Genomic DNA, 26,735 nt, shown 5'->3' on the forward strand with positions numbered 1-26,735 from the left:
CGGCTACGCTCGAAGCTATGCCGGTATGGTCCAGGGCGTCACGTGCAAGCGCAGAAAAGAAGGCAGTAGTGTCAGTTGGTCAAGACCACCCGGAGGGCTCGGAGGAGCTCCGCAAATGGTTGTCCGGGCTCAAACCCGTCACTGGTGCAGACACAATGCTGCGCTTCACCAAGACTCCGGAAGGCTCCATCGACCTGACCCATGCCCACCCGTCGGGCCTGGCCCAGCTGATGGCGGGCCGCAAAACGAGGCTTTCCACCTTGATCAGGGACCGCCAGCAGTACGTGGTGGCCGCCAGGGCTTCCCGGAACATCCGGTCCAAGATCTTTGAACTCGCCAACGACCGCGGCATCGATGCCGGGTATCTCTCGGCGGGCACTGTGGTGTGGACGTCCGCCGTCGGAGGCAAACCGCAGCGCATCTCGGCGCCGGTCATGCTCACCGCCATTTCGCTTACCGTCCGCCCGGGGGAGGACGACTACGAGCTCCAGCTGACGGAGCAGGCGCACATCAACCCTGCCCTGGTGCGCCACCTGAAGAACATTCACGGCATCGTCTTCGACGTCAATGCCGTCACCCGCCTCGCCTACAGCACCGCCCGCTTCGACCCCCAGCCCGTCCTGGACCGGCTGGGCACGCTGATCCGGCCCATTCATGGCGCGGAAGCCCAGCACAACCTCCTGGTCTCAACCTTCGCAGACCTCTCCGGTAACCTTGACGACCCATGGATCAACGACTCCAACCCGTTGATCTCCGCGCTGGCGACGGCGGCAGGCGGTGAAGTGGTGGACGTCGATGAGCCGGACCCCTCGCGCTTCCCGCCGCTGGACAGCAGGCACCCCAAGGACGAACTGCTCCTGCTGGACGCGGACACCGACCAGCAGTACGTCATTGACGCTGCCCGGGCCGGCGATTCCCTTGTGGTCAGCAGCCCTCCCGGCACCGGCCAGACCCAGACCGCCATCAACACTATCGGTGCACTGGTGGATGCCGGGAAGACCGTCCTGGTGGTGGGGGACCGCCGCGCCAGCCTCAACGAGGTATCCGGACAGCTCAAGGGCCTCGGCCTGGAGTCCATCCTGTTCCAGCTGTCCGGAAACGTCACGGCCCAGCAGCTGAAGGCACAGCTGGTCCGGGCCATCGTCCGCAATGAAAAGTCGCTGGAACCCCAGCTGGGAAACCTCCACAACACTTTGACCGAGCACCGCCACGCCCTGATGGACCACGTGGCGTCGCTCCACAACGTCCGCCAGCGCTGGGGCTGCTCCCCGTACCAGGCCATGCAGTCGCTGGCGGAGCTGACCTCCATCCATCCGGCACCGGCCACGACGGTGCGGCTGAAGCGAAGCGTCCTCGACAGCATCCGGGACCGTGAAGAGCTCGCAGGCAGGCTCCGCCGGGCCGCGGAACTGGGCAGCTTCAGCAAGGCGTCCACCACCAGCCCCTGGCATGGTGCCAGGCTGCTGACGCGGAAAGAGACCGAGGAGGCCCAGGACCTGGTCCGCTCCGTGGCGAAGAACCTGCCTGTCCTGCGCGACCGCATGAAGGCCGTGGCGGAGCACGCGGAAATCCGGCTGGGTGCCTCCTTTGCGGAATGGGGCGAGCAACTCGAGCTTCTCGTCGCGGTGCGGGGCAGCCTGGACAAGTTCACGCCCGATATCTTCGACCGCCCGGTCACGGACCTCATTTCTGCCACCGCTCCTTCCTCCTGGCGGAAGGAGCGCGGCATCGAGATGACGTCGATGCAACGCTCACGGCTGCGCAGGGTTGCCAAGGAATACGTCCGGCCCGGTGTCCACATCGCCGACCTGCACACGTCCCTGCTGCTGGTGCAGGAGCAGCGGGCGCTGTGGGCGGGCTACGCCACGACGCAGCGGCACCCGGCAGTTCCGTCGGGACTGGCCGAGATGAATGCCAAGCACCGGTCGCTGGACGCCGACCTGGCAAAGCTGGGCGAGGCCCTCCGGCATACCGAAGCCGGAGGATCCCTGGCCACCGTCCGCTACGAGGAGCTGATGGAGCGCCTGGAGCGCCTGGTGGCAGATACGGACACCCTCAAGACACTGCCCGAGCGGACCTTGCTGGTGGAGAACATGCGCGAGCACGGGCTGGGCGAACTCCTGGCGGACCTGGCAGAGCGTGAAGTTCCGGCAGGGTCAGTCGCTGCGGAGCTCGAGCTGGCATGGTGGCAGTCCGCCCTCGAGGCCATGATCAGCGGCGATGACTACCTCGCGATGTCCGACGGTGACGCGCTGCGGAAGCTGGAGGCGGAGTACCGCCTTGCCGACAACGCCCATATCGCCAGCGGTGCCGCACGCCTGCGCTGGGACCTTGCGGAGCGGTGGCGCAGCGCCATCGCTCAACATCCGCGGCAGGCCGACCTCCTTCGCAGCCTGCTCAAGGACGGCCGGGTTTCCCTGGCGTCCCTGACGGCACAGGCACCTGAACTCATTGGTGCCCTGGTCCCGGTCTGGTCCGTCAGCCCCTACCTGATGACCGGCCTGCTGCCGGCGCAGCAGCACTTTGATGCGGTGGTCATGCTGGACGCGGAGGCGACCTCGCTCCAGGCCGTGCTGCCGTCCATCGCCCGCGCCAAACAGGTCATCGCCTTCGGTGATGCCCGGATCGCAACCCCCCGCACCTTCACGGTTGGAGTGGAACGCCTGGCACCGGGCGAATCAGCCCACCATCGGGTGGAGAGTGCTTTTACTGCCCTGTCCGAGGTGCTTCCGGTGTGGCGGCTGAATTTTGTCTACCGCGCAGTGGACGAGGACCTGGTCCTGCAGCTCAGCAAGAGCTTTTACAACGGCGGGCTCCGCCGGCTCCCGGAGGGCCAGTCGGCCACCGGACTGGACCGCGCCCTGCTGGTGGAGTACCTGCCGGACGGCACCGGCTTGCCAAGCGCCGACCACGAAGGCGTGGAGTCCGTGGTGGCGGAAGTCAACCGCGTGGTGCAGCTGGTCTTCGAGCACGCACGCCTGCGGCCGAGGACGTCGCTCGCCGTGGTGACTGCCAGCCTCCGGCATGCCGCCCGGATTGGTGAGTCAATCAGACTGCAGCTGCCGAACCACCCGGGGCTGGCAAGTTTCTTTGGAGCCGGGCCGGAGTCCTTCCGTGTTGTCGACCTCGAGCGGGCGCAGGGCCTGGTGCGCGACCACGTCATCTTCTCGCCCGGGTTTGGCCGCACGCCGCACGGACGCGCCCTGCACAATTTCGGGCCGCTTTCGGCCGAGGGTGGCCGGGAGAAGTTCGCCCTGGCCATGACCCGGGCCCGCAGGTCCATGCATGTGCTCACCTGTTTCCGGCCCGAGGACCTGGACCAGACCAGGCTCACCCACGGCGCCGTGGACCTGTACGCGCTCCTGGACCGTGAAATCGCCGGGAATACCGATCTCGGAACTCCCGCTTCACGCGCTGCAGCAAGCGAACAGGCACTTGGTGCCGATCCGCTGGTGGCCGACCTTGGGGACCGTCTCCGGGCCCGGGGTGCAAGGGTGTGGCACCAGTACGACGGTGCCATCGATGTGGTGGCCGCCGCTGATCCGCTCAGCACCATGGGACAGGATGACGCCGATCTGCCTTGGCCGGTGGCGATCGAATCGGACGGCACGGAGCAGTACCGCACCTTGAGTGTCCGCGAGCGGAGCCGCCTCCGGCCGCAGCAGTTGGAACGCCTTGGCTGGCGCTACATGCCGTTGTGGACCATTGAGGTTTTTACCGATCCGTCTGCCTGCGCTGACCGCATCGCCGGGTACCTGGGCCTTGAGAGAAATCTGCTGTCAGCACGGGCGGGCACTTCCATCGCCTTCCTCGATGACGACGTGGACCAGGCGCTTCACAGTGTGGACGCGGCCAGTCAATCACTGGAAGGTGCGTCCACGTTCGCTCACGGCGGACTCGGTCAGGGGGGTCCTTTCACCTCGGATTCCCAGCTCCCGGTCTCGTCGGAGGCGGTTTCGGTCTCCTGGGACACCAGCCGGGATAACGCGGAGAACTCACGCGCCGGCCGCCGCGCTGCAGCAACAAATCACCCAGCGCAGGCTGAAAGTCTGCACGCCAAGGAGGCAATGGCGATGGCCGCGGACCGGGAACAGGACGGCGCATTCGCCGCTGGACAGTCACAAGACCCCACTCCTGCACCGGAGAAGGTGGAGGGGGAAATGCATGATGCCCCTATGGCCGGGGATGCGCAGCCTGAGGCTGCAGTAGTGTCAGGCAGCCGCACCAGGCGAGGCAGCAGCGCCGTAAATACCGGTCCCGCCCGGCGGGGAACTGCCGCCGCGGATGGCCATGCCGCCCTTCCCAACAAGGCGTCTGAGGATGAAGCCCGGGGCTGGGGCGACCGCGAGGACAGCGACCATGAGACCTGGCTGAAGGAGCAGCGCCCCCCTCATTGGGGCTGACGTTCGGCGCTGGTGCATGGAGGCTGATGCTGGATTAGGGCCCGACGAGGACAAAGAACAGCTTGCCCTGGGTGGAGGCACCGGCGAGCCGGGCGGCCTGTTCGGGGTTTGCTGCCACCACTATCAACCCGTCTGTCTCTGCGGTCCCCAGCCACTGGCCGCCCTGCCCGCCCTGGCTGGCGGTCCACAGCACCGGCACGGCCGAGGCCAGCACCTCCGGAGGCTGTTGCTGGTCGAAGCCGTTGGCTGCGGTTAGCACCACGTTGACCAGTTGTCCTGGCGAGACCAGCTGGATGGACGACGGGTCAGCCAGCCTGAGGGGAACGGCTGCCGATCCCGGGGGAGACCCCGCAAGCAGTCCCGGACCCAGGAGTTGCGCATCCGTGAGCAGCTGCCCTTTCCGTAGGGGCGCCGCGAGTTGTTTGCCTGCCGCTTGGGCTGGCTGCTGAAGGAAGCCTTCGGCCACCATCCCGGGCGATACCTGGACAGCGGCGAGGTCTGCTGGCGTCATGGCAGCCCCTGCTGGCAGGTCGCGGGCGGCCGCTACCGCAGACACCGTATGAACAGGGGCGGGCGTGAGCTGGTGGACGGTGATGGCAGCGGCAGCGGACAGCAGCACCGCTGCGGCAAGTCTGCTGTTGCGGTTCAGCCAAGCCGAGAGACGGACGGGCGTGCGCTTGTTCGCGCTGCGGCTGCTGCCTTGGATGCCCCGGCGCCGCGGACCCCCCAGAGACCCTGCTTTGTGCAGTTTGTTGGTTGCGCCCCCGCTGTATGCGCCGCGGCGGGACTGGCGGTATGCAGGCATGCCCCCACGTTATGGGCCAGGGTGCAGCTTGGGCAGGGACGCAGTCAGCTATGTGGACAACGCTCCGTTTTGAATCAGTCGCCCAGTCTGCAGGACTCCCAAATCAGCTCGCGGTTGCGGCCGGAGCCGGGGAAGCCGGCGCGGCTGCAGGCGCAGGTGCTGCAGCGGGAGTGGCGGAAACGGTACTTCCTTTGGAGTCACGCGAGTCGGTGCGGTAGAAACCCGAGCCCTTGAAGACCACGCCCACGCTGTTGAACTTCTTGCGCAAGGTACCCTGGCACTCGGGGCAGGACGTCAAAGAGCTGTCCGAGAACGACTGGACGATGTCAAAGGCATGGCCGCAATCCTTGCAGGCGTACGCATACGTTGGCACTGGTGCTCCTCCTCTTGGGCAAACGAGAGGTCCCGCACTGCCGCGGGTGTCCGGCTGGACATCTCATTAGCAGTCGCAGGGCCTGAGTGCTAATTCTATCATCCTCCGGCGCCGGGACCGAGACGTCAGAAGCCGCCAGCCAGGTCCCGGAACCCGGACGGAAGCACCACTCCCGGCACGGGGCGGTCGAATTCCTCCACCGGGATTCTCCCGGCGGGCAGCAGTTCCTCGTCGTAGATAACAGCGGCCAGCGGGATATGCTTCCCCGCGGAGGCGAGGTGGCCCAGGAACTTGTCGTAGTAGCCTCCGCCCTGGCCCACCCTGCTGCCCGCAAGGTCAACGGCAGTGGCAGGGATGAACAGGGCAGCGGCTTCCCCGGCAACCTCAATCTCATGGCGCGTCCCCACCGGCTCCAGGATGGGGGCAAAGCTGCTGGGCGCCAGGTCGATCCCCGGGGCCCAGAAAACCCACTTCATTTCCCGCCCCGGCTCACAGACGGGGAGCAGAACCTTGTGGCCGCCGTCGTGAAGCGCCTTCATCAGCGCCAGCGTCGGTGGTTCCCCGCCCACGCTAAGGTAGGCGCACACCAGGGACGCGCTTCCCTGAATTACCGAATCCGCCCAGGCTGCACCGTGCTTCGCCAGCGCGGCGCCCGCGTCTTCCAGCTCCCCGGGTGTCAGCGAGGCCCGCCGCCGGCGATGGGCGGCACGGATTCTGTCCTTGGCTTCCCTTGTTTCCTCAACCGTCATGTCTCTCCTTGATAAAGTCGTCCTGCCCGCCGGGCTGCGGGCCACCCGTCGGCGCGGGCATCTCCGGCCATCCGCTGATTACTGAATGCTTGACGCTGACGTTAGATTAGACCGGTGACTACCAGTAACCCGAGAGTTCGCAAAGCCGTCATTCCTGCCGCCGGACTCGGTACCAGGTTCCTGCCGGCAACCAAGGCGATGCCCAAGGAAATGCTTCCCGTTGTGGATAAGCCTGCCATCCAGTACGTGGTTGAGGAAGCCGTGAACGTGGGCCTGAACGATGTCCTCATGATTACCGGACGCAACAAGCGGCCGCTGGAAGACCACTTCGACCGGGTGCCGTCACTTGAGTCAACCCTCGAAAGCAAGGGGGATGAGGAAAAGCTGGCGTCCATCCAGGCTGCCAGCAACCTGGGCGACATCCACTACGTCCGCCAGGGAGACCCGCACGGCCTGGGCCATGCAGTCCTCCGGGCAAAACAGCATGTTGGTGACGAAGCCTTTGCCGTGCTGCTGGGTGATGACCTCATCGACGCACGGGACGAACTGCTCAGCACCATGATTGATGTCCAGGCCAAGACCGGCGGGTCAGTCATTGCCCTGATCGAGGTTGAACCGTCACAGGTCAGCGCCTACGGCTGTGCTGATGTGGAGCAGGTCGACGGCGAAGCTTATGTACGCGTCAACAGGCTGGTTGAAAAGCCAAGTGTGGATGAAGCCCCCTCCAACCTGGCTCTGATTGGCCGCTACGTGCTCCACCCGGCCGTGTTCGGTGTCCTTGAGGAAACCGGTCCCGGGCGGGGCGGTGAAATCCAGCTGACGGATGCTCTTCAACAGCTGGCAACGGGCGACGCCGATGGGCACGGCGTGTACGGCGTGGTCTTCCGGGGGCGCCGCTACGACACGGGGGACAAGCTCAGCTACCTGAAGGCCTGTCTGCAGCTCGCGATTGACAGCGAAGACCTTGGACCCGGGCTGCGGGAGTGGCTGCCGGGGTTCACCGCCGGCCTGTCCGAGTAAGACATGCGCGCCGGTCAGATCTGGCCCGTGACGCTGGAGTGCGGCGACCTGGTCCTGCGTCCCATCCGCTACCGGGACAAGAAGGAATGGACCGAGGTCCGCTCGCGCAACAGCCAGTGGCTGGCGCCGTGGGAAGCCTCGAACCCGGATCCTTCCGGTGGCCTGCCGGACTACCGCCAGATGGTTCGTTCGCTGAAGTTGCAGGCAGCCCAGGCCACCGCGTTGCCCTTTGTCATCACCGAGCGGGTGGCAGGCGCCGCCCACCCTGTCATTGTTGGGCAGCTGACTGTTTCCTCGATCGTCTGGGGCTCTGCCCTGATGGCAACCCTCGGTTACTGGGTGGACCAGGCGCGGGCCGGCCGGGGAATTGCGCCCACCGCTGTTGCCATGGTGACGGACCATTGTTTCCAGACCCTTGGACTGCACCGGATGGAAATCAACATCCGGCCGGAGAACGGACCGAGCCTGCGGGTGGTAGAGAAGCTGGGATTCCGCGATGAGGGATACCGGCCCCGTTACCTCCACATCAACGGTGAATGGGCTGATCACAGGTCCTTCGCCTTGACCTCGGAAGAAGTTCCGGAGGGATTGCTCAAGCCCTGGCTCGCTTCAAGACCGTCATAAATCCACTGATTTGCCGGCGGTGGCACGACACACCGCGGCTAATGCTGCAACAGTGGACCGGATGCTCATACGGTTTTGAGTGTGGACTTCCCCCTTAGCAGCTCAGTGATCCTCGTGGTTGCCGTCGTGCTCTGGATTGTGTGGGTTGCCCCTTACGTCCTCCGGAACCCCAGGCACCAGTTTCAGCCCGTCGGCGATTTTCCGGCGGGCACCGCCGCAGATGAAACACCTGAACCGCCAGCCGCTTTGGTACTGAACGTCGCAGCCCAGCAGGAGAAAGTCATGGACACCAGGAAGAGTGCCGGACCCGGGAGCGCCCGTACCGGCTCCCCAACTGCAGGCAAGCTCCGTATCCGTTACGGCCGGACGGCCATCGCCCTGGTCGGGCTGCTGTCCCTGATCACGGCATTCGTTTCCGGCGTGCTCCTGCTCTTCGGGCTGGGCGCTCCTTTCCTGCCACTGACAACCCTGGCGCTCACCATCGGCTCCGTCGTCCTCCTGCGCTGGCTCGCGGTGCGGGACAGGAAGGCCAAGGTCAACGCGGCCTTCCGGTCCGCGATGGCTGCGCCAGCCCGGCAGCCCGAGCCCGCGGTGAATATCCCGCCACAACCCGAAGCAGCGCCTGCCAGGCCGGAAAGCCCCCTTTTTGATGCGGAAGCGCATGAGCCCAAGGTCAAGCGGCTGACGGCAATGGAATTGCGCGAGGCCGCCCTTGCTGTCGCCGTTGCCGCCGGAGATCCCAGTGCAGCAGCAGCCAAGGCTTCTGCTTCCGCCACTTGGGAACCTGTGCAGGTTCCCAAGCCCGTTTACGTCGAGGCCGCAAAGGCCGAGCGGCCGGAACCGGAGCCACTGGAACTGCCCGAGCCGCCGAAGGCTGTTGGCAAGCCTTCCCTGAAGCAGGGCGTTGCCGCTGCTCCAGCGGCGGCCCCTGCTGCTGCAGGAGAAAGCGCCCAGCTTTGCAAGGCGCAGAGCGCCCTGAGCAATCTCGACGACGTCCTGCAGCGCCGCCGCGCTTGATCCCAGGTGTTGGGCATCCGGACTGGTCGTGCGCTCCGGTTTGGCTTTGGTTAGGAAAATTTGTAGCCTAGGGTCACCGGTGCCGTACCAGCGGGTGCGGATCGTTCCGGGGCTATAGCTCAGTTGGTAGAGCGCTTCGTTCGCATCGAAGAGGTCAGGGGTTCAAATCCCCTTAGCTCCACAAGACAAAAAGGCCCCACTGAGGGGCCTTTTCCTTTGCTGTGGTAATGATCCGGTGCCTGCCCGCCCAAGGCCTGCCAGGTGAGTGTGGTTAGCTCCCGGACACTCGTTCGATGGCAACCGCTTCATCCGATTTGACACGCTCGAGCCTGGCGAGGAGCCGGTGGATCTCCGGGAAGGTACCCCGAAGCCCGGCGTCGGGGGCAGTGGCAGAAGCCGCCGCCCAGTCCATCGGCCTGGCACCCACCACAAAGAGCGCAACCTTTGCAGCCGCCAACTCCCTCAGTACCTCCGCAAACCGCTCCCAGGCTTCTGCCTGGCGTCCGGCGTCGGTGGACTCCGGTGCCGGAACACCATCAATGACCCACAGCTCCGCTCCGGCAGCCAGGCCTCTGTAGTCCCCGGCGGACGCGTCCGCTGCACACAGTTCGTCAAAGCTGATCCACAGCAGTTCGGGTTCGCTCGCCTTCGCGCGGAAAATGCGGTTCGCCCCCTGCAACTCCCGGTGCTGGATGGGCGACGGCGGAAACAGGCCGTAGACAGCCAACTGACGGGCCGTGCCGGGGACAATGACGCGACCGTGCCGGAGAACCGGCGGTTCCGGCTCCCTGTCCATGGGCTACAGCCAGCCCTTCTTTTTGAAGATCCCGTACATTATTGCCGCTGTGGCAATCATCAGGCCGATCGCCATGGGGTAGCCCAGCTGCCAGTGGAGCTCGGGCATATGGTCAAAATTCATCCCGTACACGCCCGCCACGAAGGACGGGGCGAAGAAAATGGCCGCCCATGATGAAATCTTCTTCACCTGCTCGTTCTGTTCGGCACTGGCTTCGTTCTGCCGGTTCGCGGTCAGGGTGCCGTCCAGGGTCAGGGCGTTCTGCAGGAGGTCCCGGAAGGAATCCGCCCGGGAGATCACCCGCTCCACGTGGTCCTCAACGTCGCGGAGGCTGTGCCGCAGGTCGGCCTCCACCCCGTATTTCTCGAAGCCCCGCTTCAGCTGGTGCATCATGTCAGGCAGGGGATGGATGGCACGCTGGAACTGGATGACCTCACGGGCCAGTTCGTAGATCCGACGGGACACCGTGGTGTCACCGCTGAAGAGCTGGTCCTCGATCTCGTCGATATCATTTTCAAGCCCTGCCACCACCGGGGCATAGTCGTCCACCACGCGGTCCAACAGGGCGTACAGAACAGCTTCCGGCCCATGGCGGAGGAGGTCGGGCCGTGCTTCCAGGCGCCGGCGTACCCGTGCCACTCCGGCCATTTCGGCGTGGCGCACCGTGACCACATAGTTCTTGCCGGTGAAGACGTGGAGCTCACCAAATTCCACGCTCTCAGAGTCATCGAGGTACCGGGCGGGCCGAAGGACGGTAAACAGGCTATCTTCGTAGCGCTCCAGCTTGGGGCGCTGGTGGGCCGAGATGGCATCTTCCACGGCGAGTTCGTGCAGGCCGAATTCGCTGGCCACCGCAGCCATCTCCTCGGCAGTAGGCCGATACAGGCCGATCCAGGCCATCCCTCCATGGTGCGCCAGCGTCTCGAAGGTCTGCTCCAGGCTCTCCGGCTCAACGTGGCGTACACCGTTCACGTAGACGGCGTTGTCGATGATGGTCATGGGCAGGCCAGCCCCTTCACAGGGGCTGCTGCAGTCAGGATCGGCGGCATCAGGACATCGCTCCGATGATTACGCCGGAAACCGTCATGGCCACCAGGTCGTGCCCGGAATCGATCAGCGTCACCGCAGCGGGACGGCCGGCAAAGCCGTTGTGGATCACGTGGCCGCCTGCCCGGAACACCAGCCCCAGCACCAGGGCGAACGAACCGCCCGCCAGAGCGCTGCCCAGGCCGAGCCTGGCGATCAGGACGGCCAGCAGGATGGCGGTCAGTGCCGCAGCCGCCATCATGGGCAGCCAGAGGCCCGCGCCGCCGCTGATGTTCTTGAGGTCTTCTTCCGTCTTGCCGATGGCAGCCATCCACCGGTTTCCCAGCACTGGCGGCATGTACCAGACAAAGCCGATGGCCAGGCTGGCGACGAAGGCCAGCAGCACGCCGGGCCAGTTGATTTGCGAAACGTATGAGAGCCAATCCATTCAGAAATCCTAGCCGCCCAGGCAGGAACGTCAGGCCTGCGAAGCCTTGGCGAGGCCGCTGATCAAGGGCTCGGTGCGGTACGGGATGTGAGTGTGCAGGGCGAGAACAGTTTCCGTCCGGATCACACCTTTGATCCTCAGGACCTGCCGCAGCGAGGCCTGGAGGTTGTGGGTGTCCGTCGCCACCACCCGGCACCAGACATCCCCTCGCCCGGAAATCTCGTGGACTTCCAGGACCTGGGGGATGAGCCGCAGGGCGGCCACCACGCCGTCCAGTTCCCGGTGCGAGACCTCTATGGTCACGAAGGCCACCACATCATAGCCCACCGCTTCAAGATCCACTTCGCGGCCGCCTGGACGCAGCACTCCTGCGCGCAGGAGGCGCCGGATCCGGGCCTGTGCGGTATTCCGGGCGACGCCGAGCGATTCGCTGAGTTCGCCGACCTGGATGCGGGGATCCCTGATCAACGCCAGCAGGATATTGAGGTCCGTGGTATCCAGACTGCCCATATAGTCACTCCCGGTCTTAAAAAGCGGCGTCTTTTGATGATCCTGCGCAATTCTTGCACGCATTTCCGCGCAATAGGACAGCGGTCAAGCATTCTGGTGCCATCGGATTTCCACTCCGCGCCGGGCTCCCACAAGGACCACCCGCCGCGGTAGAACCAAAGGCGGCAAGAGTGACGGTTTTCAGCGAACTCCGGATGTGCCCTGCCCCGGCTGCAGGTCGGGCCGGCTGGGACGCATCCACCACTGCCCGGCTCGTGTTGGCAGGCGCGGTCATTTTCGTGCTGCTGGTCGGTGCCAACCTGGCAACGCCGCTGTACCCCCTGTTGCAGGCAGAGCTTGGCCTGTCCTCCCTTGGCGTGACTACAGCCTTCGCCAGCTACGTACTGTCACTGGTGGCCACGCTCATGCTTGCCGGGCACTGGTCGGACCATATCGGCCGCAGGGCGGCTCTTATCCTCGCTGTGGTGACCGGGCTGGGAGGCGGGTGGCTCTTTGCCGGTGCGCAGACACTCGCTGCATTATGCGTCGGGCGGGCATTGCAGGGGGCGGCCGTTGCCCTTGCAACAGGTGCCAGCGCCGCTGCCTTGCGCGAGCTCCTGCCGTCCCGCCCGGAGTGGGCGTCCCGGTTCACACTGCTGGCATCATCCGGGGGAGTTGCAGCCGGGCCGGCGATTGGCGGCCTGCTCTCGCTTCTCCCCGGCCCCACCACGGCACCGTACTACATCCATTCACTGGTCCTGGCCGCCCTCCTGGTACCGCTGTACCTGCTGCGTGCACGCCCGGCGATCAACCCACCTGCACCCTCCAGGCCGCTGCAGGCCCTGGCGCCGCGCCGTCCTTCCGTCTCACGCGAGGCGAGGGGCGCCTTCTGGCTCGCTGCCGCCGTCGGCTTCCTCAGCTTTGCCGTCTTTGGCTTCTGCCTTTCCCTGGCTCCCGGGTACTTCGCGCAGGTCCTGGATACGGAGTCCCGCCCGCTGGTGGGGCTGCTCGCCGGGCTTACCCTGGGCTCGTCCGCCTTGAGCCAGCTGCTGACCCTCCGGAGCCGCCGCTACGTGGTTCCCGCCGGACTGGGGGTGCTGGGAGTGTCCGTCCTGCTTTTGGGGGCAGCCGGGCAGTGGCAGAGCCCGGTGCTGCTGGTGGCGGCCGCCGTTGCCGCCGGCCTGGGGCAGGGCATTGCCTTCCGCACTGTCTTCAATGAGGTGGCCGCGAGGGTTGAAGCGGCCCGGCACGCCCAGATCGTCAGCACCGTCTACGTCATCACGTACCTCGGCAGCGCCGTGCCGGTCCTCGGCCTCGGCTGGGCGGCAGGCACCTTCGGCCTGGCCGCTTCGGTCACCGGTTTTGCGGTGCTGTGCGGCAGCGCGGCGCTGGTCCTCGCAGCCCTGACACTGGTGCACGCTCCCAGGGGGCGCCGCGACGCGGCGTAGCCCCCGCCGGGAGTATTAATCCGGCAACGGGCCGTGGTTGCCCTGGATGTGCTCGAACACGAGTGTGGTTTCGGTATGACCCACCACAGGGTCCGTTGCCAGGTTGTCCAGCACCCAGTCGCGCAGGTCCTCCGTGGTGGCGACGGCGATATGCAGCAAATAGTCCACCGAGCCCGAGGTGTGGAACGTCGACAGCACTGCGGGCAGGTGCGGTACCCGGGACGTGAAACGGTCGATCTGGTCGCGGTCGTGCGCGCGCAGGCGCACGGCTACCAGTGCCTGAACCGACCGGCCGATCGCGGAGAGGTTGAGCTTTGCCTCGTAACCCTTCACGATTCCCCGTTCGGACAGTGCGCGGGTCCGCATCAGGGCGGTGGACGGGGCAATTCCCACCAGTTCAGCGAGCTGCTTGTTGGAGATCCTTGCATCAGCTACCAGGGCTTCCAGCAGCCGCTCGTCGATCGCATCAAGTGGTTCCAGGTGCGCTCCCGGCCTGGCATTCCTGGCATTCGTGCTCACTGCAGCTCCTCAACTAATCATGGGTTTTCATCCTAGCCCCGCCCCGCGTGGCTTCCACGCCCGGAAATGCAGTTCCGTCGAAGATCTGCCGTGCTGCTTCTGCAGCTAGGACAGTTAATTCGCGGTCAGCCCTTTCGCGCGCCTGGCAGCTTATGGGCCGGCGTGTTCCTTTCGGGGATGGACGACGGCGACAGCTGCGGCGGTGAGGCAGGCAAGGACCATGACTGCCGCGGCCAGCGCGTTCCAGCCGAGTGACTGGAATGCCAGGCCGCCGGCCCAGCCGATGATGCTGGAGCCCAGGTAGTAGGCCAGATTGTAGAGGGAGGCGGCCTGGGCGCGGCCGGTGCTTGCCAAAGCACCCGTCCAGCCGGCCCCGATGCTGTGCGCGGCGAAGAAGCCGCCGGTGAAGAGGGCGAGCCCGGCCAGTATGAGGGCGAGCGACTGCGTCAGGGTGAGGGCCAGGCCCGCCGTCGAGACGGCCAGCCCGGCGAGCAGGATGCTGCGCCGGCCAAAGCGCAGGGTGAGCCCTGCGGACCAGCGCGAGGTGACAGTACCGGACAGGTACGCCAGGAAGATCAGGCTGATCAGCGTCCCCGGAAGGATAAACGGTTCAGCGGACAGCCGGAACCCCAGATAGTTGTAGACGGCCACAAATCCGCCCATCATCAGGAAGGCATGGCCGTAAAGGACCAGCAGCCGGACGTTCTGCAGGTGGCCGCCGAGGGTTCGGAAGGCACCCCGCAGGCCGGCTGCCGGGGCGGCAACGAAGCCCCGTGCCCGCGGCACAAGGAGCAGGAAGGCGACGGCGGCCACGGTGGCAAGGAGGGAGACAGCCAGTGCGGCCGCACGCCAGCCCCAGAGCTCCCCCGCCGGCCCGGCCACCAACCGCCCGGCAAGGCCTCCGAGCGTCGTTCCTCCAACGTAGCTTCCCGCAGCCAGGGCAGCATGGGCCTTGGTGACCTCCTCGTTCAGGTAGGCAATGGCGATGGCCGGAATGCCGCCCAGCGCCATGCCCTCGAGCAGCCGAAGGGCAAGGAGCATGCCGAAGCTGGTGGACAGCGGAACCAGCAGGCCCAGGAGTGTTGCCACGGATATGCCCCAGGCCATCGCCCTGACCCTCCCTATCCGGTCCGCCAGGAAGGACCAGGGGATAACGGTCGCCGCCAGGCCCACGGTGGCCAGGGAAATCGTGAGGGCCGCCTCGGCCGCAGTGACGTGCAGGTCCGAGGCCAGCATCGGCAGTACTGCCTGCGTGGAGTACAGCTGGGCAAAGGTTGCGACGCCGGCAAAGGAAAGTGCCGCGAGGACCCTGGCATACGCCGTGGAACCCCTGGCATGGCCGTCCCAGCCCGGGGACTGGCCCACACCGGCGGGACTGGCGTTGTGCTGCATCCGGCAAGCGTAGCTCCCGGCCAATAAATGCTTCCAATGCATGCTTCGTGCCACACTGATAGCAAATCCGGATGATTCTCCTGAGTTGTTGATGCTATCCGGGCCGTGCCGCGGGAAAGATCGAAAGGGGGAGGTCCATGGACGGGGACCAGAAACAGCTGGTGCAGCTTCTGCCGCTCCTCCCGGTGCTTGCCGAGCTGGGACGGACTGAGCACGTCACGGAAACCGCGGGCTCCTCGGAGTACCCCAGTCCACGGTGAGCCGCGCCCTGGCGCGTGCCAGCGCCGTCGTCGGTACGGAGCTCCTGGTCAGGGACGGCAGGGGAGTGCGCCTCACGCCGGCGGCCCGGACCCTCCTGCCATACGTTGAGCAGGCCCTGGCGGAGTTCCAGGCCGGGCTGGACCTGGTGCGCAACGAGTCCGCGGTGGTCCGGGGCAAAAATCTCGGTGTCCTTCCAGCACACCTTCGGCGAGGCAACCCTGCCGCTGCTGATCAGTGCCTTCCGCGGCCGGCACCCGGGCGCCAGCTCGCCGACATCAGGACCGAGCCCTTCGTGGCGCTCGGTCCAGGGTATGGGCTGAGGTCCCTGACCGATGCGCTGTTCCGGGAAGCAGGCTACCGGCCCCGGATCGCCTTCGAAAGCCAGGATTCGCACACCGTCCGAGGCCTTGTCTCCGCGGGCCTGGGCGTCAGTGTCCTGCCCCCTGGCGGAAACGCCCCGGGCCGGACTGCCGGCCCCGAAACCGGGGACCTGGGACTGGTTGAAATTCCCCTTGACTCGCCCCTGGCCTTCCGCGAGGTGGGCTTGTCCTGGCGCCGCCGCAAGCCCGGCTCGGAACCGGTGCCCGTCCGGCTGTTCCGGGAGATGGTAGTGACGGAAGGACCGGAGCTCCTCGCCGGGCTGGTCAGGCAGCGGTCCCTGTAAGCGGAAGACGCCTTGCGCCAGCCGGCACCATTACCCTTGTGACGTGACCAACCCTGAGAATCGCTCATCACGCCCGTCCGCTCTTCAGGCTCCCGCCTCCAGCCCGCCCCGCGGCGTGATCATTGGCCTGGACATCGGCGGGACAAAGACCCATGGGGTCCGCTTTGAGGACGGGGTTCCGGTGGCGGACCAGTCGGCGGGCAGTTCAAATGTCCAGAACGTGACGCGTGACGAGGCGGCCCGCAATCTCGCCGACCTCTTCGCACGCATCGGCGGCGGCCAGGTTGCCCAGGTCTACGCCGGGTCCGGCGGCATTGACACCGAGGACGACGCGGCCGCCCTGGCGTCCCTGATCCAGCCGCACGTCCCCGGCGCGCGGGTCACCGTGGTCCATGACTCCCGCCTGCTCCTGGCTGCGGGACATGCCAGCAGTGGTGTTGCGGTGATCGCCGGCACCGGTTCGGCGGCCTGGGGCAGGAACGCCGACGGCGGCGAAGCCCGGGCGGGAGGTTGGGGCTACCTTCTCGGCGACGAGGGAAGCGGCTACTGGCTGGGCCGGGAGGCGGTCCGGCACAGCCTGCGGAGGATGAACCAGGGCCAGCCGGCAGACGAACTCACTACGGCCCTTCTGCAATCCTGCGGGGTGGACGATCCCAACCGGCTTATTGCGCTGTTCCATTCGCCTGCCACCGGCCGGCGCTTCTGGGCGCAGCAGGCCAGGCAGGTGGTGGAGGCGGCCGCCGCCGGCCACCCCGAAAGCCAGGCGCTCCTGGAGCAGGCCGGGGCGGATCTCGCCGCCATGGCCCTGCAGGTGCTCCGCCAGTTGGGCCTCACCGGACCGGTGATCCTTGGCGGTGGCCTGGGCATGAACGTGGCGCCGCTGCAGGATTCGTTCCGCCGCCACCTGGTGGCCGGGGGAGCAGAGGATATCCGGGTGCTGGACCAGGAACCGGTGTTTGGCGTACTGCAGCTGGTAACCGAGCAGGCCTGACGGGGGTTCAGTCCCCTACACGGCCCGTTTCCGGGGGGTGAGTCGTACGGCCGGGAGCGGGGGAGCGGGGATGCGTCCCGCTTCCGGTCCCGCGTCGGGCCCATGGCCGGGTACCCGTCCGTAGCGTGCTCCTGCCTCCTCCGTGTCCTGCAGGAGCGCCTGGGCTTCCCAGTCACTCCGTGCCTGTTCCATCTCCTCGTGGGTACGGCCAACGAAGTTCCACCACATCAGCAGCTCCTCGCGGAAAGGCTCGCCGCCGATCAGGAGGAAACGGGTGCCGGGAAGTGCCTGCAGCTGCAGCTCCGTCCTTCCGGCACCCAGGTAGCCCAGCGGGCCGGGCGGAATGTCCTGGCCGTCCACCGCCAGGCCGCCGTCGAGCACCAGGATGCCGTGCTCGAAAGCCGGGTTGAGCGGCAACACCCCGGGCCCGCTGCAGGAAACGTCAGCCCCCACGATCGGTGAGTACATGGTTGCCGGCGAGGCAGCGCCGGCAAGTTCACCCACCATGACCGTGGCGGTGAAGCCCTGGCCGCTGACCTGCGGCAGTTCGCAATGCTGCTCGAAGGCAGGCTTCCGGTGCCGTTCGCTGTCCGGAAGGGCCACCCAGAGCTGCAGCCCGCGCTGCACCGGGAGCACTTCTCCGGCAGGCGGCAGTACCGCGAACTCCGAGTGGGAAACGCCGTGCCCCGCCGTCATGATGTTCAGTTCGCCCGGCCGGACCACCACGTCGCTGCCAACGCTGTCGCGGTGCCGAATTCGTCCCGCCAGGGGCCAAGTCACCGTCTGGAGGCCAATATGGGGGTGCGGGAGCACAGACATCGCCGTCCGGTCAGGGCCGAAGCTGTCCAGGAAACACCATGCCCCGATGGTGGGAAGGCCGCGCTGCGGCAGGGTCCGCTGAACATTCATGGCACGGACCCCGCCCAGCGGTACTTCCCGTTCCGGCCACAACTGCAGGCAGGGGCCGGAACCGCCGTCCGCTCCTGCCGGCGGGCAGACTTCCTGCTGGGGGGCAATTTCCAAGTTGGTCACATCTACACTTTAGGCCGGTCCGCGCCAGCCGCCACCGCCCCCCGCAATGTCAGCCGCACAGGTTGGAAAGGGGACGTCCCATCCGGTCCGCTCGCGGCTCCGAACGGTTACAGAAGGGATTCCTTTTCCCCTAAATGGCGGCACTGCAGGTGTTGCCAGGCCCGGATTGGGTTACCGTAACTATCAGCGTGCTGATGACAATGTCGCGGTGCTCACAGAAGCCGACGAGCAGAACAGGTAAGTCCGCACCATGGACCAGGCGATGATCGAGTTCCAGAGCGTTACCAAGCAGTACCAGGGCGGGCAGCCGGCCGTGGACAACCTCTCCATGTCCATCGGCAAGGGCACAATCACCGTTCTCGTCGGACCGTCCGGCTGTGGCAAGACAACCTCCCTGCGCATGATCAACAGGATGGTGGAACCGACCACCGGCACCATCACTGTTGGCGGCAAGGACGTCACATCTGTGCCTGCCGCCGAGCTCCGCCGTTCCATGGGTTACGTCATGCAGTCCGCCGGGCTGCTGCCGCACCGTTCCGTGCTGGACAACATCGCCACCGTGCCCCGCCTGAACGGGGTATCGAAAAGTGACGCGCGCCGCCGGGCCGAGGAGCTTTTGGACGTCGTGGGCCTGGCCAGGTCACTCGGCAGGCGCTACCCCTCCCAGCTTTCCGGCGGCCAGCAGCAGCGGGTTGGTGTTGCCCGGGCGCTCGCCGCTGACCCTCCGGTCCTGCTCATGGACGAACCGTTCAGCGCCGTGGACCCCGTGGTCCGCGACGAACTCCAGCAGGAACTGCTGCGGCTCCAGAAGGACCTGGCAAAAACCATCGTTTTCGTCACCCATGACATTGATGAGGCCACCGTGCTGGGAGACAAGGTGGCAGTCTTCGCCGTGGGCGGCAAGCTGGCCCAGTACGCCACGCCGGAGGAAATCCTTCGGGCCCCGGCCAATGATTTCGTCGCCTCCTTCGTGGGGCGGGACCGGGGCTTCCGCCACCTGGGCTTCAGCCCGTCCGACGGCGTCGCCATCCATCAGGTGCCGACCATCGTGCGAGGCCGCGACGGCGCTGACACGTATTCCACCGCTGGAGGCTGGCAGCTGGTGGTGGATGAGGAGATGCGCCCGCTGGGCTGGGTCGCCCCCGGAACCGGTGCCGGCCTGATCCCGGGCGGATCGCTTTTCCGCACCGGGGAGAGCCTGCGCCGGGCGCTGGACGCTGCACTCTCCTCGCCGTCCGGCCTGGGTGTGGCGGTGGACGGCGACGGCAGGGTGCAGGGTGTCATCCGGGGCGGTGAAGTACTGGCCCTCATTGAAGAGGCACGCCAGGTCCGGCAGGCTGCACTCTGATGGAGTGGTTCATCGCCAACAGCGGCATGGTCCTGGAACGTGCCGGCCAGCACCTGCTGCTGGCCGGCATTCCCATGGTCCTTGGGCTGGTTATCTCCATCCCGCTGGCTCAGCTGGCGCGGCAAAACCGGGCCCTCCGGTCCGTGGTGCTCACAGCCTCCTCGCTCCTGTACACCATCCCTTCGCTGGCGCTGTTCATCATTTTGCCCACCATCCTGGGCACCAGGATCCTCGATCCGCTCAACGTGGTGGTTGCCCTGACCATCTACGCGGTGGCACTGCTGGTCCGTGCCGCCCTGGACGCCTTCGACTCTGTCAACGAGGACGTAAGCCAGGCCGCCGTCGCCATGGGCTTCAAACCCTTGGCGCGCTTCCTGCGGGTGGACCTGCCGCTGTCCCTGCCGGTCCTGTTCGCAGGACTCAGGGTGGTCTCGGTGAGCAACATTTCGCTGGTCAGCGTGGCAGCGCTGCTGGGAATCGGAAACCTCGGGATGCTTTTCACTTCGGGGCTGCAGCGGGCCTTCGTCACCGAAGTGGTGGTGGGGATCATCGCCGTCCTGGTCCTGGCACTGCTCATGGATGCCCTGCTGGTCCTGCTGGAGCGGCTCTTCACCCCCTGGGAGCGGGCAGGCAAGCCGGGAAACCGGCAACAGGATGCGGGCACCGCAGGAGAGGCAGTTGACGCGGCCCGGCGCCTGTCAGCAGCGAAAACCGGAGGCGGAAACCCATGAGCGTTTTCTCCGACACCTTCGCATGGCTGGCCGACCCGGAGCACTGGACCGGCAGTGCCGGCGTACCCGCCCGGCTGGCGGAGCACCTCCAGTACACCGGCCTGGTCATGGTGATTGCCGCCGCCATCGCTGTCCCTGTTGGCCTCTGTGTTGGCCACACCGGCCGGGGAAAGGTGGCGGTGGTGGCGCTCGCGGGGGCGCTGCGGGCCCTGCCCACGCTTGGCCTGCTCACGCTCTTCGTCCTGCTCGCCGGCATCGGACTGATGCCCCCCATCTGGGCCCTGGTCATCCTCACCGTCCCGCCGCTCCTGGCCGGCACCTACGCGGGTATTTCAAGCGTGGACCGGAATGTGGTGGATGCCGCCCGTGCCATGGGCATGACGGAACTCCAGGTCCTGTTCCGGGCAGAACTCCCCAACGCGCTCACCGTGATGTTCGGCGGCTTCCGGACGGGGGTGCTGCAGGTCATTGCCACGGTTTCCGTGGTGGCCTACATCAACCTCGGCGGGCTGGGCCGGTACCTCTTCGACGGGCTGGTCCTCAGTGACTTCCCGCAGATGCTGGGGGGCTCCCTGCTCATCGCGGCGCTGGCCATCGCCGTCGACCTCTTCCTGTCCCTGTTCCAGAGGCTGTTCCTGGCAACCGGGGCCCCGGCCCAGTCCCGCCGCAGCCAGGAGGCTGCGGTTAATCTCACAGACCCCGTGCTCACGGAGACTGTTGTACAAGGAGGTAAACCATGAAAGAAAACCGTCCCTATCGTTTGTGCAGGCGGGCCTTCAGCGGACTGGCCGCAGGCCTGGGCATGGCTGTGGCCCTCTCAGCCTGCGGCGGGCCGTCCGATCCGCTGAGCAATGCTCCGGCAACGACGGGAGGGGCATCGGGAGAAGCAACGTCGCTGGTGGTCGGGTCGGCCGACTTCCCGGAAAGCCAGATCGTCGCTGAGCTGTACGCGGGCGCATTGAACGCTGCCGGCGTCACTGCAACCACCAAGCCGAACATCGGTTCCCGCGAGGTGTACTTTAAGGCTGTCCAGGACGGATCAGTGGATGTGGTTCCGGACTACACCGGCAACCTGCTGCTGCACGTGGACAAGGAAGCCACGGAGGAGTCGGCTGAGGACATCGCAAAGGCGCTTCCGGACAAGCTGCCGAACGGTCTCGCGGTGCTGGAAGCATCCAAGGCTGAAAACAAGGACGCCATGGTGGTCACCAAGGCCACGGCCGAGAAGTACCAGCTTAAGTCCATCGAAGACCTGGCGAAGGTTTGCAGCGAGATCGTGGTGGGTGCGCCGGCCACCTTTGCCGAGCGTGCCTATGGGCTCCCCGGCCTGAAGGAGAACTACAACTGCGAGCCGAAGAAACTCGAGCCGTTCAGCGACGGCGGCGGGCCGGTGACGCTCAAGGCGCTCCTGGAGGACCAGGTGCAGGTGGCGGACATCTACACCACCACGCCGTCCATCGCGGACAACGACCTTGTGGTGCTGGAGGATCCGAAGAACAACTTCATTGCCCAGCAGGTCATCCCGCTGTACAACGAAGCCAAGATGACGGATAAGGCGAAAGAAGCGCTCAACTCCGTGTCCCGCGCGCTGACGACGGAGGACCTGATCAACCTCAACCGCGCCGTCAGCGGCAGCCAGAAACAGGGTGCCAAGGAAGCGGCGGATACCTGGCTCAAGGAAAAGGGCATCGTCAAGTAGCCGCTGCCTGACCCTTTCAGCAGTACGACGGCGGCTGCCGGACTTTCCGAAGTCCGGCAGCCGCCGTCGTCCGTCCCGGGCGAACGCCATGTGTCCCATGTCTCAACGGCCGCCCATCCTTCCTGTGGCATATTTGATGGATGGCACAATTCAGGCAGTCCACGAAACTCAACAACGTCCTTTACGACATTCGTGGACCGATCCTTCAGGCCGCCCAGCAGATGGAAGCCGAAGGCCACCGCATCCTCAAGCTGAACATTGGCAACCCCGCCCCGTTTGGCTTCGAAGCGCCGGACGCCATCCTGGTGGACATGATCCGCCACCTGCCCCATGCCCAGGGCTACAGCGACTCGCGCGGCATTTTTTCCGCGCGCACGGCGGTCTCGCAGTACTACCAGACCCGCGGTATCCAGAACATCCACGTGGACGACATCTACCTGGGCAACGGCGTGAGTGAACTCATCACCATGTCCCTGATGGCTTTGCTGGACGACGGCGACGAGGTCCTGATCCCCACCCCTGACTACCCGCTGTGGACCGCCTCCGTGGCGCTGGCCAGCGGCAGGCCGGTGCACTACCTCTGCAACGAGGAGACCGGCTGGCAGCCGGACCTGGAGGACATGGAAGCCAAGATCACGCCCCGCACCAAGGGCATCGTGGTCATCAATCCGAACAACCCCACCGGCGCGGTTTATCCGGAAGAGACGCTGCGGAAGATCGTTGCCCTTGCCGAAAAGCACGGCCTGGTGGTCTTCGCCGACGAAATCTACGAAAAGATCCTCTACGAAGACGCCGTTCATGTGAACATGGCGAAACTGACTGGCGACGACGTCCTGTGCCTTACCTTCAGCGGTTTGTCCAAGGCCTACCGCGTGTGCGGCTACCGGGCCGGGTGGATGGCCATTTCCGGTCCCAAGAAGGATGCCGCGGACTACCTGGAAGGCATCAGCCTCCTGGCCAACATGCGGCTCTGCGCGAATGTCCCGGCCCAGCACGCCATCCAGACGGCACTCGGCGGATACCAGAGCATCAACGACCTGATCCTGCCGGGCGGCCGGCTGCTGGAGCAGCGCAACAAGGCCTACGAAATGCTCAACGCGATCCCGGGCGTAAGCACGCAGCAGGCCCGGGGCGCCCTCTACCTCTTTCCGAAGCTCGACCCCGAGGTTTACCACATCCGGGATGACGAGAAGTTCGTCCTGGATCTGCTCAAGGAGCAAAAGATCCTGGTATCCCACGGCAGGGCGTTCAACTGGGTCCGCCCGGACCACTTCCGCATGGTGACCCTGCCCAACGTCAAGGACATCGAAGAGGCCGTGGGACGGATGGGGGACTTCCTCAGCAGGTACCAGGGGAACTAGCCTGTGCTCACGGGCGCTTTGGGTCCGTGGAACTTCGCGGAAAGGATCCCCCATGGCCGGCGCCGTTGGCTTCGATCAGCACCCTTCTGAGACTCTGCGGGCGGGAGAGGGTTTCTCCCTGGCCGGCGTCGATCCTGATTCGACGCCCGGCTACAGCGGCACCAAGGAGGACGGCCAGGCCCTGCTGACGGAAATGGATGACGAACTTGCGGAGCTGCAGGAAAAGCTGTTTGCCGAGTCGCGGTTTGGCGGGCGCAAGCGGATCCTGCTGATCCTGCAGGCCATGGACACCGCCGGCAAGGGCGGAATTGTCCACCACGTGATGGCAGCCATGAACCCCCAGGGCGTCCAGTTCAAAGCATTCAAGGCGCCCACCGATGAGGAGAAGTCCTACGATTTCCTCTGGCGGATCGAAAAGGAAGTGCCTGCCGCCGGCATGGTGGGGGTGTTCGACCGTTCCCACTACGAGGACGTCCTGATCCACCGTGTCCACCGCTGGGTCAGCCCGGAGGAGATCAAGCGGCGGTACGTGGCCATCAATGAGTTCGAGGCGCGGCTCAGCGGGTCCGGAACCACAGTAGTAAAGGTAATGCTCCACATCAGCGGCAAGGAACAGAAGGAGCGGCTGCTGGCCCGGCTGGACAACCCGGCCAAGCACTGGAAGTACAGCCGTGGGGACCTGGACGAGCGCGCTTTCTGGGAGGACTACATGAGCGCCTACCAGGCGGCCATCGATGAGACCAACACCCCGCATGCACCATGGCACATCATCCCGGCGAATAAGAAATGGTATGCCAGGATCGCCGTCCAGCAGCTGCTGCTGAGCGCCATGGAGGGTTTGGACCTCCAATGGCCCAAAGCTGAGTTCGACGTTGCCCTGGAACGGGAGCTGGTGGCGCGGTCCTGATGCGGTTTACAGCGGCTGGTCGCGGGCGGCCGCCAGCCGTTTCCTTGCGCCTTCCAGCCACTCCTCGCACCGCGCGGCCAAAGCCTCGCCCCGTTCCCATAGCGCCAGGGATTCCTCGAGGCTGGCGCCGCCGGCCTCAAGTTTCCCCACCACAGCGATGAGCTGTTCGCGGGCCTCCTCGTAGCTGAGGGCCTGAATGTCGTTGCCTGGCTTTTGGTCAGTCACTGGGTTCTCCCGTTTCCGTGCTGTTCGAGTGTTCCGGTGGACGTGGCGCCGAAGCGGCCCTCCGCGACCCGGACGGACAGAGGCGCGCCTGCGGGGGCTTCAGCAGGCCGGCGCACCACCGCGTGGCCTTGCGCGGCGGCTTGTTGCGCCTGCTGTCCGGCGAGTTCGACGACGGCGTACCCCCGGTCCAGAGTTTTCTGCGGCGACAGCGCCCGCACCTGGGCCTTCAGGTGCTCCAGTTGGTCGGCGGCGCGGACCACGGAGGAACTCACCGCAGCCGAGGACCTTCTCAGCAGGCGCTCGATCTCCTCTGCACGGATGGTCACGAGTCCCTCGGGCGCTGCCAGCACCGGCCGGGAATGCAGGGAGGCGAGGCGGTCCGATTCCCTGTCCACCAGCCGCTCCATGCACCGCCGCAGCTGGACCCGTGCCTGCCGGACACCTGCAAGTTCCTCGGATACCTCGGGGACAATCCGTTTGGCGGCGTCGGTGGGGGTAGAAGCCCGCAGGTCCGCAACGTCGTCCAACAGTGGCCTGTCCGCCTCATGGCCGATGGCACTGACCACCGGCGTGGCGGCCGCCGCCACGGCACGGATCAGTTCCTCGCTGTTGAACGGCAGGAGGTCCTCGAGTGCACCGCCACCGCGGGCGATGACGATGACATCCACCTCGGGCAGGGCGTCCAGGTCCCGCAGGGCGCGGACCACCTGGGCGACGGCCGTGTTCCCCTGGACGGCTACCTCCCTGATCTCAAACTCAACGGCCGGCCAGCGCAAGGCGGCATTGCGCAGGATGTCCTTTTTGGCGTCCGAGTCCCGCCCGGTGATGAGCCCGATTCGGTGCGGCAGCAGGGGCAGGGGCTTCTTGCGGGAGTCAGCAAAGAGGCCTTCGGCTGAAAGGGCCTGGCGCAGCCGCTCGATCCGGGCTAGGAGGTCCCCCAGGCCCACCGGCCGAATGTCCCTTACCAGCATGTTCAACCGGCCCGTCTTGATCCAGAACTCGGGCTTCAGCAGTGCAACCACGCGGGATCCGCGTTCCAGCGGAAGATTCTGGCGCTCCAGGACCTTGGTCCATACCGACGCGGGCAGCGATACCTCGGCGTCGATGTCGCGCAGCGTCAGGTAGGCGTTGCTGCCGCGCCGGTTCATCTCGATGACCTGGCCTTCGACCCATGCGGACGGAGTGCGGTCGATATGCGCCTTCAGCTTTTGCGAGAGCAGCTGGAGCGGCCACGGATTGTCCGGACTGGTTTCGGCGGCGGTGGCCGGAAGCGTGGTGGGGGCGGTAAATTGCTGGCCGGGGACCGGGAGGGACGCCTGTTCAGACATGCAAACGCCCTTGCGGGGCTGGGGCTGCGGGCATGGTGTCCTTCGTCCGTTGTTCTGCTGTTCTTGCGCGGGTGTCCACTGCGGGGGTCTGCCATACAGCTGTCTGCTGCCGCACGGTCATTCAACCTTATCCATAAGCGGTAGCACGGGGGACTGACAGAACCCGCCGGACGGCCTGCCTAGGATGGGTTGACGCCCTCAACCCCCGAAGGATCCGCTGTGCGAACTTTTGTCTCCGCTGCCGCCACTGTACTGGCAGTCCTGCTGGCCGCCGTGGCCGTTCCAGCCATATGGCTGGACCGCAACATTGCCCAGGAGCAGGGCTTCGTGAAACTGGCAGGACCGCTTGGAGCCAACCCGGAGTTCCAGCAGCAACTTGCCACGGCAGCAGTGGGAACGATCGATACCAGCGCCGTTCCGGGGTTCCTCAACGGCCTGGTCCAGCCGGTGCTTGAGGACGCAGCAGCCTCGTTGACCACCCTGCCGGGGTATCCGGCCGCCTGGGAGGAGGCGCTGCGGAGGAGCCACCGCCTCAGCTTCGCCACCCAGGGAACGGACGACGGTGGAGCGGCCTCCGCTTCGTCCGTCACCCTTGACGTTGCTCCTTTGGTGGCGCTGGGCGCCGAAGAGATTTCCCGGGCCACCAGGCTCCCGCTGGACCCGCCGCACCAGACACTGATCAACGTGGGCCAGCCTGAGCACAAGGAATGGACCGAACGCCTCGCCACCTACGCTCCCGCCGGCTACCTGTTGGCCGGGGGATCCGCCGTCGCGATGCTTCTTGCCCTCGTCGCGGCCCGGCGCCGCTTTGCAGTCCTTGCCGGCGCGGGAGTCGGGGCACTGCTGCTCGCGGCCACCTGGACGCTCGGGGCCGGGATTGCCTCCGCTGCGGCGGTGTCCGCGGACAGCGGAAATGAGGTTGCCAACATGTTCAGGGATGAGTTTGTGGCTGCCTCGGGGGCGGATTTCCAGGCCTGGACAGTGGCAGCGGCGGTGACCGGTGGAGCGCTGCTCGTGCTTGGCCTTGTGCCCGGCTTCACCACGCGAAAGCGGGCACGGGCAACCCGGTAGCATGGAGT

Annotated in this window: 25 protein-coding genes, 1 tRNA gene and 1 pseudogene; 15 read left to right on the forward strand and 12 right to left on the reverse strand. The window is 66.1% G+C overall.

The features are described 5' to 3' along the window. The first annotated feature begins 17 nt into the window (after window positions 1-17). A complete protein-coding gene (locus FDW81_RS00195; RefSeq protein WP_240719794.1) occupies window positions 18-4,403 on the forward strand; it encodes a DUF4011 domain-containing protein in 4,386 nt (1,461 codons plus the stop codon). Between the two features lie 34 nt (window positions 4,404-4,437). On the opposite strand, the gene FDW81_RS00200 is transcribed toward FDW81_RS00195, so the two are convergent. The 3 genes from FDW81_RS00200 to FDW81_RS00210 all read right to left on the reverse strand — a co-directional run bounded on the left by FDW81_RS00200 (window position 4,438) and on the right by FDW81_RS00210 (window position 6,330). Beyond that, a complete protein-coding gene (locus tag FDW81_RS00200; protein ID WP_138131922.1) occupies window positions 4,438-5,208 on the reverse strand; it encodes a Flp pilus assembly protein CpaB in 771 nt (256 codons plus the stop codon). Between the two features lie 103 nt (window positions 5,209-5,311). Further along, window positions 5,312-5,581, reverse strand: coding sequence for an FmdB family zinc ribbon protein (locus tag FDW81_RS00205; protein ID WP_138131924.1), 270 nt, complete (start codon window positions 5,579-5,581; stop codon window positions 5,312-5,314). A gap of 125 nt (window positions 5,582-5,706) precedes the next feature. Beyond that, window positions 5,707-6,330, reverse strand: a complete 624-nt coding sequence (locus tag FDW81_RS00210; protein ID WP_138131926.1) for a 5-formyltetrahydrofolate cyclo-ligase — start codon at window positions 6,328-6,330, stop codon at window positions 5,707-5,709. 114 nt (window positions 6,331-6,444) lie between these two features. On the opposite strand from FDW81_RS00210, the gene galU reads away from it, so the two are divergent. From galU to FDW81_RS00230, 4 genes are all read left to right on the forward strand, one after another. Beyond that, window positions 6,445-7,350, forward strand: a complete 906-nt coding sequence (gene galU / locus FDW81_RS00215; protein ID WP_138131928.1) for a UTP--glucose-1-phosphate uridylyltransferase GalU — start codon at window positions 6,445-6,447, stop codon at window positions 7,348-7,350. A gap of 3 nt (window positions 7,351-7,353) precedes the next feature. Then, complete coding sequence (locus tag FDW81_RS00220; RefSeq protein WP_138131930.1) at window positions 7,354-7,974, forward strand: GNAT family N-acetyltransferase; 621 nt, start codon at window positions 7,354-7,356, stop codon at window positions 7,972-7,974. Between the two features lie 81 nt (window positions 7,975-8,055). Then, complete coding sequence (locus FDW81_RS00225) at window positions 8,056-8,991, forward strand: hypothetical protein (RefSeq protein WP_240719796.1); 936 nt, start codon at window positions 8,056-8,058, stop codon at window positions 8,989-8,991. A gap of 108 nt (window positions 8,992-9,099) precedes the next feature. Next, window positions 9,100-9,172: transfer RNA gene (locus FDW81_RS00230), tRNA-Ala, on the forward strand. A 90-nt stretch (window positions 9,173-9,262) separates the two neighbouring features. On the opposite strand, the gene zapE is transcribed toward FDW81_RS00230, so the two are convergent. Genes zapE through FDW81_RS00250 form a run of 4 tightly spaced genes read right to left on the reverse strand, consistent with a single transcriptional unit; the run spans window position 9,263 to window position 11,771 of the window. Then, entirely contained in the window at window positions 9,263-9,787 is a 525-nt protein-coding gene (zapE, locus tag FDW81_RS00235; protein ID WP_138131932.1) for an AFG1/ZapE family ATPase, read from the reverse strand. Between the two features lie 3 nt (window positions 9,788-9,790). Further along, window positions 9,791-10,786, reverse strand: coding sequence for a magnesium/cobalt transporter CorA (corA, locus tag FDW81_RS00240; protein ID WP_138131934.1), 996 nt, complete (start codon window positions 10,784-10,786; stop codon window positions 9,791-9,793). A 49-nt stretch (window positions 10,787-10,835) separates the two neighbouring features. Continuing rightward, window positions 10,836-11,261 carry a DUF1761 domain-containing protein gene (locus FDW81_RS00245; protein WP_138131936.1) on the reverse strand — a complete coding sequence of 142 codons (426 nt, stop codon included), beginning with the start codon at window positions 11,259-11,261 and terminating at the stop codon, window positions 10,836-10,838. 30 nt (window positions 11,262-11,291) lie between these two features. Next, entirely contained in the window at window positions 11,292-11,771 is a 480-nt protein-coding gene (locus tag FDW81_RS00250) for an Lrp/AsnC family transcriptional regulator (protein WP_138131938.1), read from the reverse strand. Between the two features lie 170 nt (window positions 11,772-11,941). Here FDW81_RS00250 and FDW81_RS00255 point away from each other — a divergent pair, with 170 nt between their 5' ends. Continuing rightward, a complete protein-coding gene (locus tag FDW81_RS00255) occupies window positions 11,942-13,198 on the forward strand; it encodes an MFS transporter (protein WP_138131940.1) in 1,257 nt (418 codons plus the stop codon). A gap of 15 nt (window positions 13,199-13,213) precedes the next feature. Here the strand turns inward: FDW81_RS00255 and FDW81_RS00260 are convergent, their stop codons facing one another. After that, entirely contained in the window at window positions 13,214-13,717 is a 504-nt protein-coding gene (locus FDW81_RS00260) for an Lrp/AsnC family transcriptional regulator (RefSeq protein ID WP_138131942.1), read from the reverse strand. Between the two features lie 150 nt (window positions 13,718-13,867). Then, a complete protein-coding gene (locus FDW81_RS00265) occupies window positions 13,868-15,109 on the reverse strand; it encodes an MFS transporter (protein WP_138131944.1) in 1,242 nt (413 codons plus the stop codon). A gap of 137 nt (window positions 15,110-15,246) precedes the next feature. Here FDW81_RS00265 and FDW81_RS00270 point away from each other — a divergent pair. Both FDW81_RS00270 and FDW81_RS00275 read left to right on the forward strand, forming a co-directional pair. Further along, window positions 15,247-16,034 (forward strand): annotated as a pseudogene (locus FDW81_RS00270) (LysR substrate-binding domain-containing protein). Window positions 16,035-16,077: 43 nt separating this feature from the next. Next, window positions 16,078-17,025, forward strand: a complete 948-nt coding sequence (locus tag FDW81_RS00275) for an N-acetylglucosamine kinase (RefSeq protein WP_138131946.1) — start codon at window positions 16,078-16,080, stop codon at window positions 17,023-17,025. 15 nt (window positions 17,026-17,040) lie between these two features. On the opposite strand, the gene FDW81_RS00280 is transcribed toward FDW81_RS00275, so the two are convergent. Then, window positions 17,041-18,057 (reverse strand): pirin family protein, encoded by a 1,017-nt coding sequence (locus tag FDW81_RS00280; protein ID WP_138131948.1) that lies wholly within the window; start codon window positions 18,055-18,057, stop codon window positions 17,041-17,043. Window positions 18,058-18,307: 250 nt separating this feature from the next. Between FDW81_RS00280 and FDW81_RS00285 the strand changes: the two genes are divergently transcribed. The 6 genes from FDW81_RS00285 (at window position 18,308) to FDW81_RS00310 (ending at window position 24,103) form a co-directional block, all read left to right on the forward strand. Next, window positions 18,308-19,405: an ABC transporter ATP-binding protein gene (locus tag FDW81_RS00285; protein ID WP_138131950.1), complete on the forward strand. Its 1,098-nt coding sequence runs from the start codon at window positions 18,308-18,310 to the stop codon at window positions 19,403-19,405. Beyond that, window positions 19,405-20,136, forward strand: a complete 732-nt coding sequence (locus tag FDW81_RS00290) for an ABC transporter permease (RefSeq protein ID WP_138131952.1) — start codon at window positions 19,405-19,407, stop codon at window positions 20,134-20,136. The genes FDW81_RS00285 and FDW81_RS00290 overlap by 1 nt, the downstream gene beginning before the upstream one ends. Next, window positions 20,133-20,876: an ABC transporter permease gene (locus FDW81_RS00295; RefSeq protein WP_138131954.1), complete on the forward strand. Its 744-nt coding sequence runs from the start codon at window positions 20,133-20,135 to the stop codon at window positions 20,874-20,876. The genes FDW81_RS00290 and FDW81_RS00295 overlap by 4 nt, the downstream gene beginning before the upstream one ends. After that, complete coding sequence (locus FDW81_RS00300; RefSeq protein WP_138131956.1) at window positions 20,873-21,835, forward strand: ABC transporter substrate-binding protein; 963 nt, start codon at window positions 20,873-20,875, stop codon at window positions 21,833-21,835. The genes FDW81_RS00295 and FDW81_RS00300 overlap by 4 nt, the downstream gene beginning before the upstream one ends. Before the next feature lie 140 nt (window positions 21,836-21,975). Next, complete coding sequence (locus FDW81_RS00305) at window positions 21,976-23,196, forward strand: pyridoxal phosphate-dependent aminotransferase (RefSeq protein WP_138131958.1); 1,221 nt, start codon at window positions 21,976-21,978, stop codon at window positions 23,194-23,196. Between the two features lie 52 nt (window positions 23,197-23,248). Beyond that, window positions 23,249-24,103, forward strand: coding sequence for a polyphosphate kinase 2 family protein (locus FDW81_RS00310; protein WP_138131960.1), 855 nt, complete (start codon window positions 23,249-23,251; stop codon window positions 24,101-24,103). Between the two features lie 6 nt (window positions 24,104-24,109). On the opposite strand, the gene FDW81_RS00315 is transcribed toward FDW81_RS00310, so the two are convergent. Continuing rightward, window positions 24,110-24,328 carry an exodeoxyribonuclease VII small subunit gene (locus FDW81_RS00315; protein WP_138131962.1) on the reverse strand — a complete coding sequence of 73 codons (219 nt, stop codon included), beginning with the start codon at window positions 24,326-24,328 and terminating at the stop codon, window positions 24,110-24,112. Then, window positions 24,325-25,656: an exodeoxyribonuclease VII large subunit gene (xseA, locus tag FDW81_RS00320; protein WP_138131964.1), complete on the reverse strand. Its 1,332-nt coding sequence runs from the start codon at window positions 25,654-25,656 to the stop codon at window positions 24,325-24,327. The genes FDW81_RS00315 and xseA overlap by 4 nt, the downstream gene beginning before the upstream one ends. A 219-nt stretch (window positions 25,657-25,875) precedes the next feature. On the opposite strand from xseA, the gene FDW81_RS00325 reads away from it, so the two are divergent. Further along, window positions 25,876-26,727 carry a hypothetical protein gene (locus tag FDW81_RS00325; RefSeq protein WP_138131966.1) on the forward strand — a complete coding sequence of 284 codons (852 nt, stop codon included), beginning with the start codon at window positions 25,876-25,878 and terminating at the stop codon, window positions 26,725-26,727. Window positions 26,728-26,735 lie beyond the last annotated feature (8 nt).

The sequence above is a fragment of the Pseudarthrobacter sp. NamB4 genome, from assembly GCF_005796185.1.
Lineage (GTDB): Bacteria > Actinomycetota > Actinomycetes > Actinomycetales > Micrococcaceae > Arthrobacter.

What these genes read in the sequence shown, in the direction of transcription:
- FDW81_RS00195 (WP_240719794.1), top strand. Translation starts at nt 18, where the DNA reads ATGCCGGTATGGTCCAGGGCGTCACGTGCAAGCGCAGAAAAGAAGGCA.
- FDW81_RS00210 (WP_138131926.1), bottom strand. Translation starts at nt 6,330, where the DNA reads ATGACGGTTGAGGAAACAAGGGAAGCCAAGGACAGAATCCGTGCCGCC.
- FDW81_RS00265 (WP_138131944.1), bottom strand. Translation starts at nt 15,109, where the DNA reads ATGCAGCACAACGCCAGTCCCGCCGGTGTGGGCCAGTCCCCGGGCTGG.
- FDW81_RS00300 (WP_138131956.1), top strand. Translation starts at nt 20,873, where the DNA reads ATGAAAGAAAACCGTCCCTATCGTTTGTGCAGGCGGGCCTTCAGCGGA.
- FDW81_RS00250 (WP_138131938.1), bottom strand. Translation starts at nt 11,771, where the DNA reads ATGGGCAGTCTGGATACCACGGACCTCAATATCCTGCTGGCGTTGATC.
- FDW81_RS00290 (WP_138131952.1), top strand. Translation starts at nt 19,405, where the DNA reads ATGGAGTGGTTCATCGCCAACAGCGGCATGGTCCTGGAACGTGCCGGC.
- FDW81_RS00295 (WP_138131954.1), top strand. Translation starts at nt 20,133, where the DNA reads ATGAGCGTTTTCTCCGACACCTTCGCATGGCTGGCCGACCCGGAGCAC.
- corA (WP_138131934.1), bottom strand. Translation starts at nt 10,786, where the DNA reads ATGACCATCATCGACAACGCCGTCTACGTGAACGGTGTACGCCACGTT.
- FDW81_RS00220 (WP_138131930.1), top strand. Translation starts at nt 7,354, where the DNA reads ATGCGCGCCGGTCAGATCTGGCCCGTGACGCTGGAGTGCGGCGACCTG.
- FDW81_RS00310 (WP_138131960.1), top strand. Translation starts at nt 23,249, where the DNA reads ATGGCCGGCGCCGTTGGCTTCGATCAGCACCCTTCTGAGACTCTGCGG.
- zapE (WP_138131932.1), bottom strand. Translation starts at nt 9,787, where the DNA reads ATGGACAGGGAGCCGGAACCGCCGGTTCTCCGGCACGGTCGCGTCATT.
- xseA (WP_138131964.1), bottom strand. Translation starts at nt 25,656, where the DNA reads ATGTCTGAACAGGCGTCCCTCCCGGTCCCCGGCCAGCAATTTACCGCC.
- FDW81_RS00305 (WP_138131958.1), top strand. Translation starts at nt 21,976, where the DNA reads ATGGCACAATTCAGGCAGTCCACGAAACTCAACAACGTCCTTTACGAC.
- FDW81_RS00245 (WP_138131936.1), bottom strand. Translation starts at nt 11,261, where the DNA reads ATGGATTGGCTCTCATACGTTTCGCAAATCAACTGGCCCGGCGTGCTG.
- FDW81_RS00285 (WP_138131950.1), top strand. Translation starts at nt 18,308, where the DNA reads ATGGACCAGGCGATGATCGAGTTCCAGAGCGTTACCAAGCAGTACCAG.
- FDW81_RS00200 (WP_138131922.1), bottom strand. Translation starts at nt 5,208, where the DNA reads ATGCCTGCATACCGCCAGTCCCGCCGCGGCGCATACAGCGGGGGCGCA.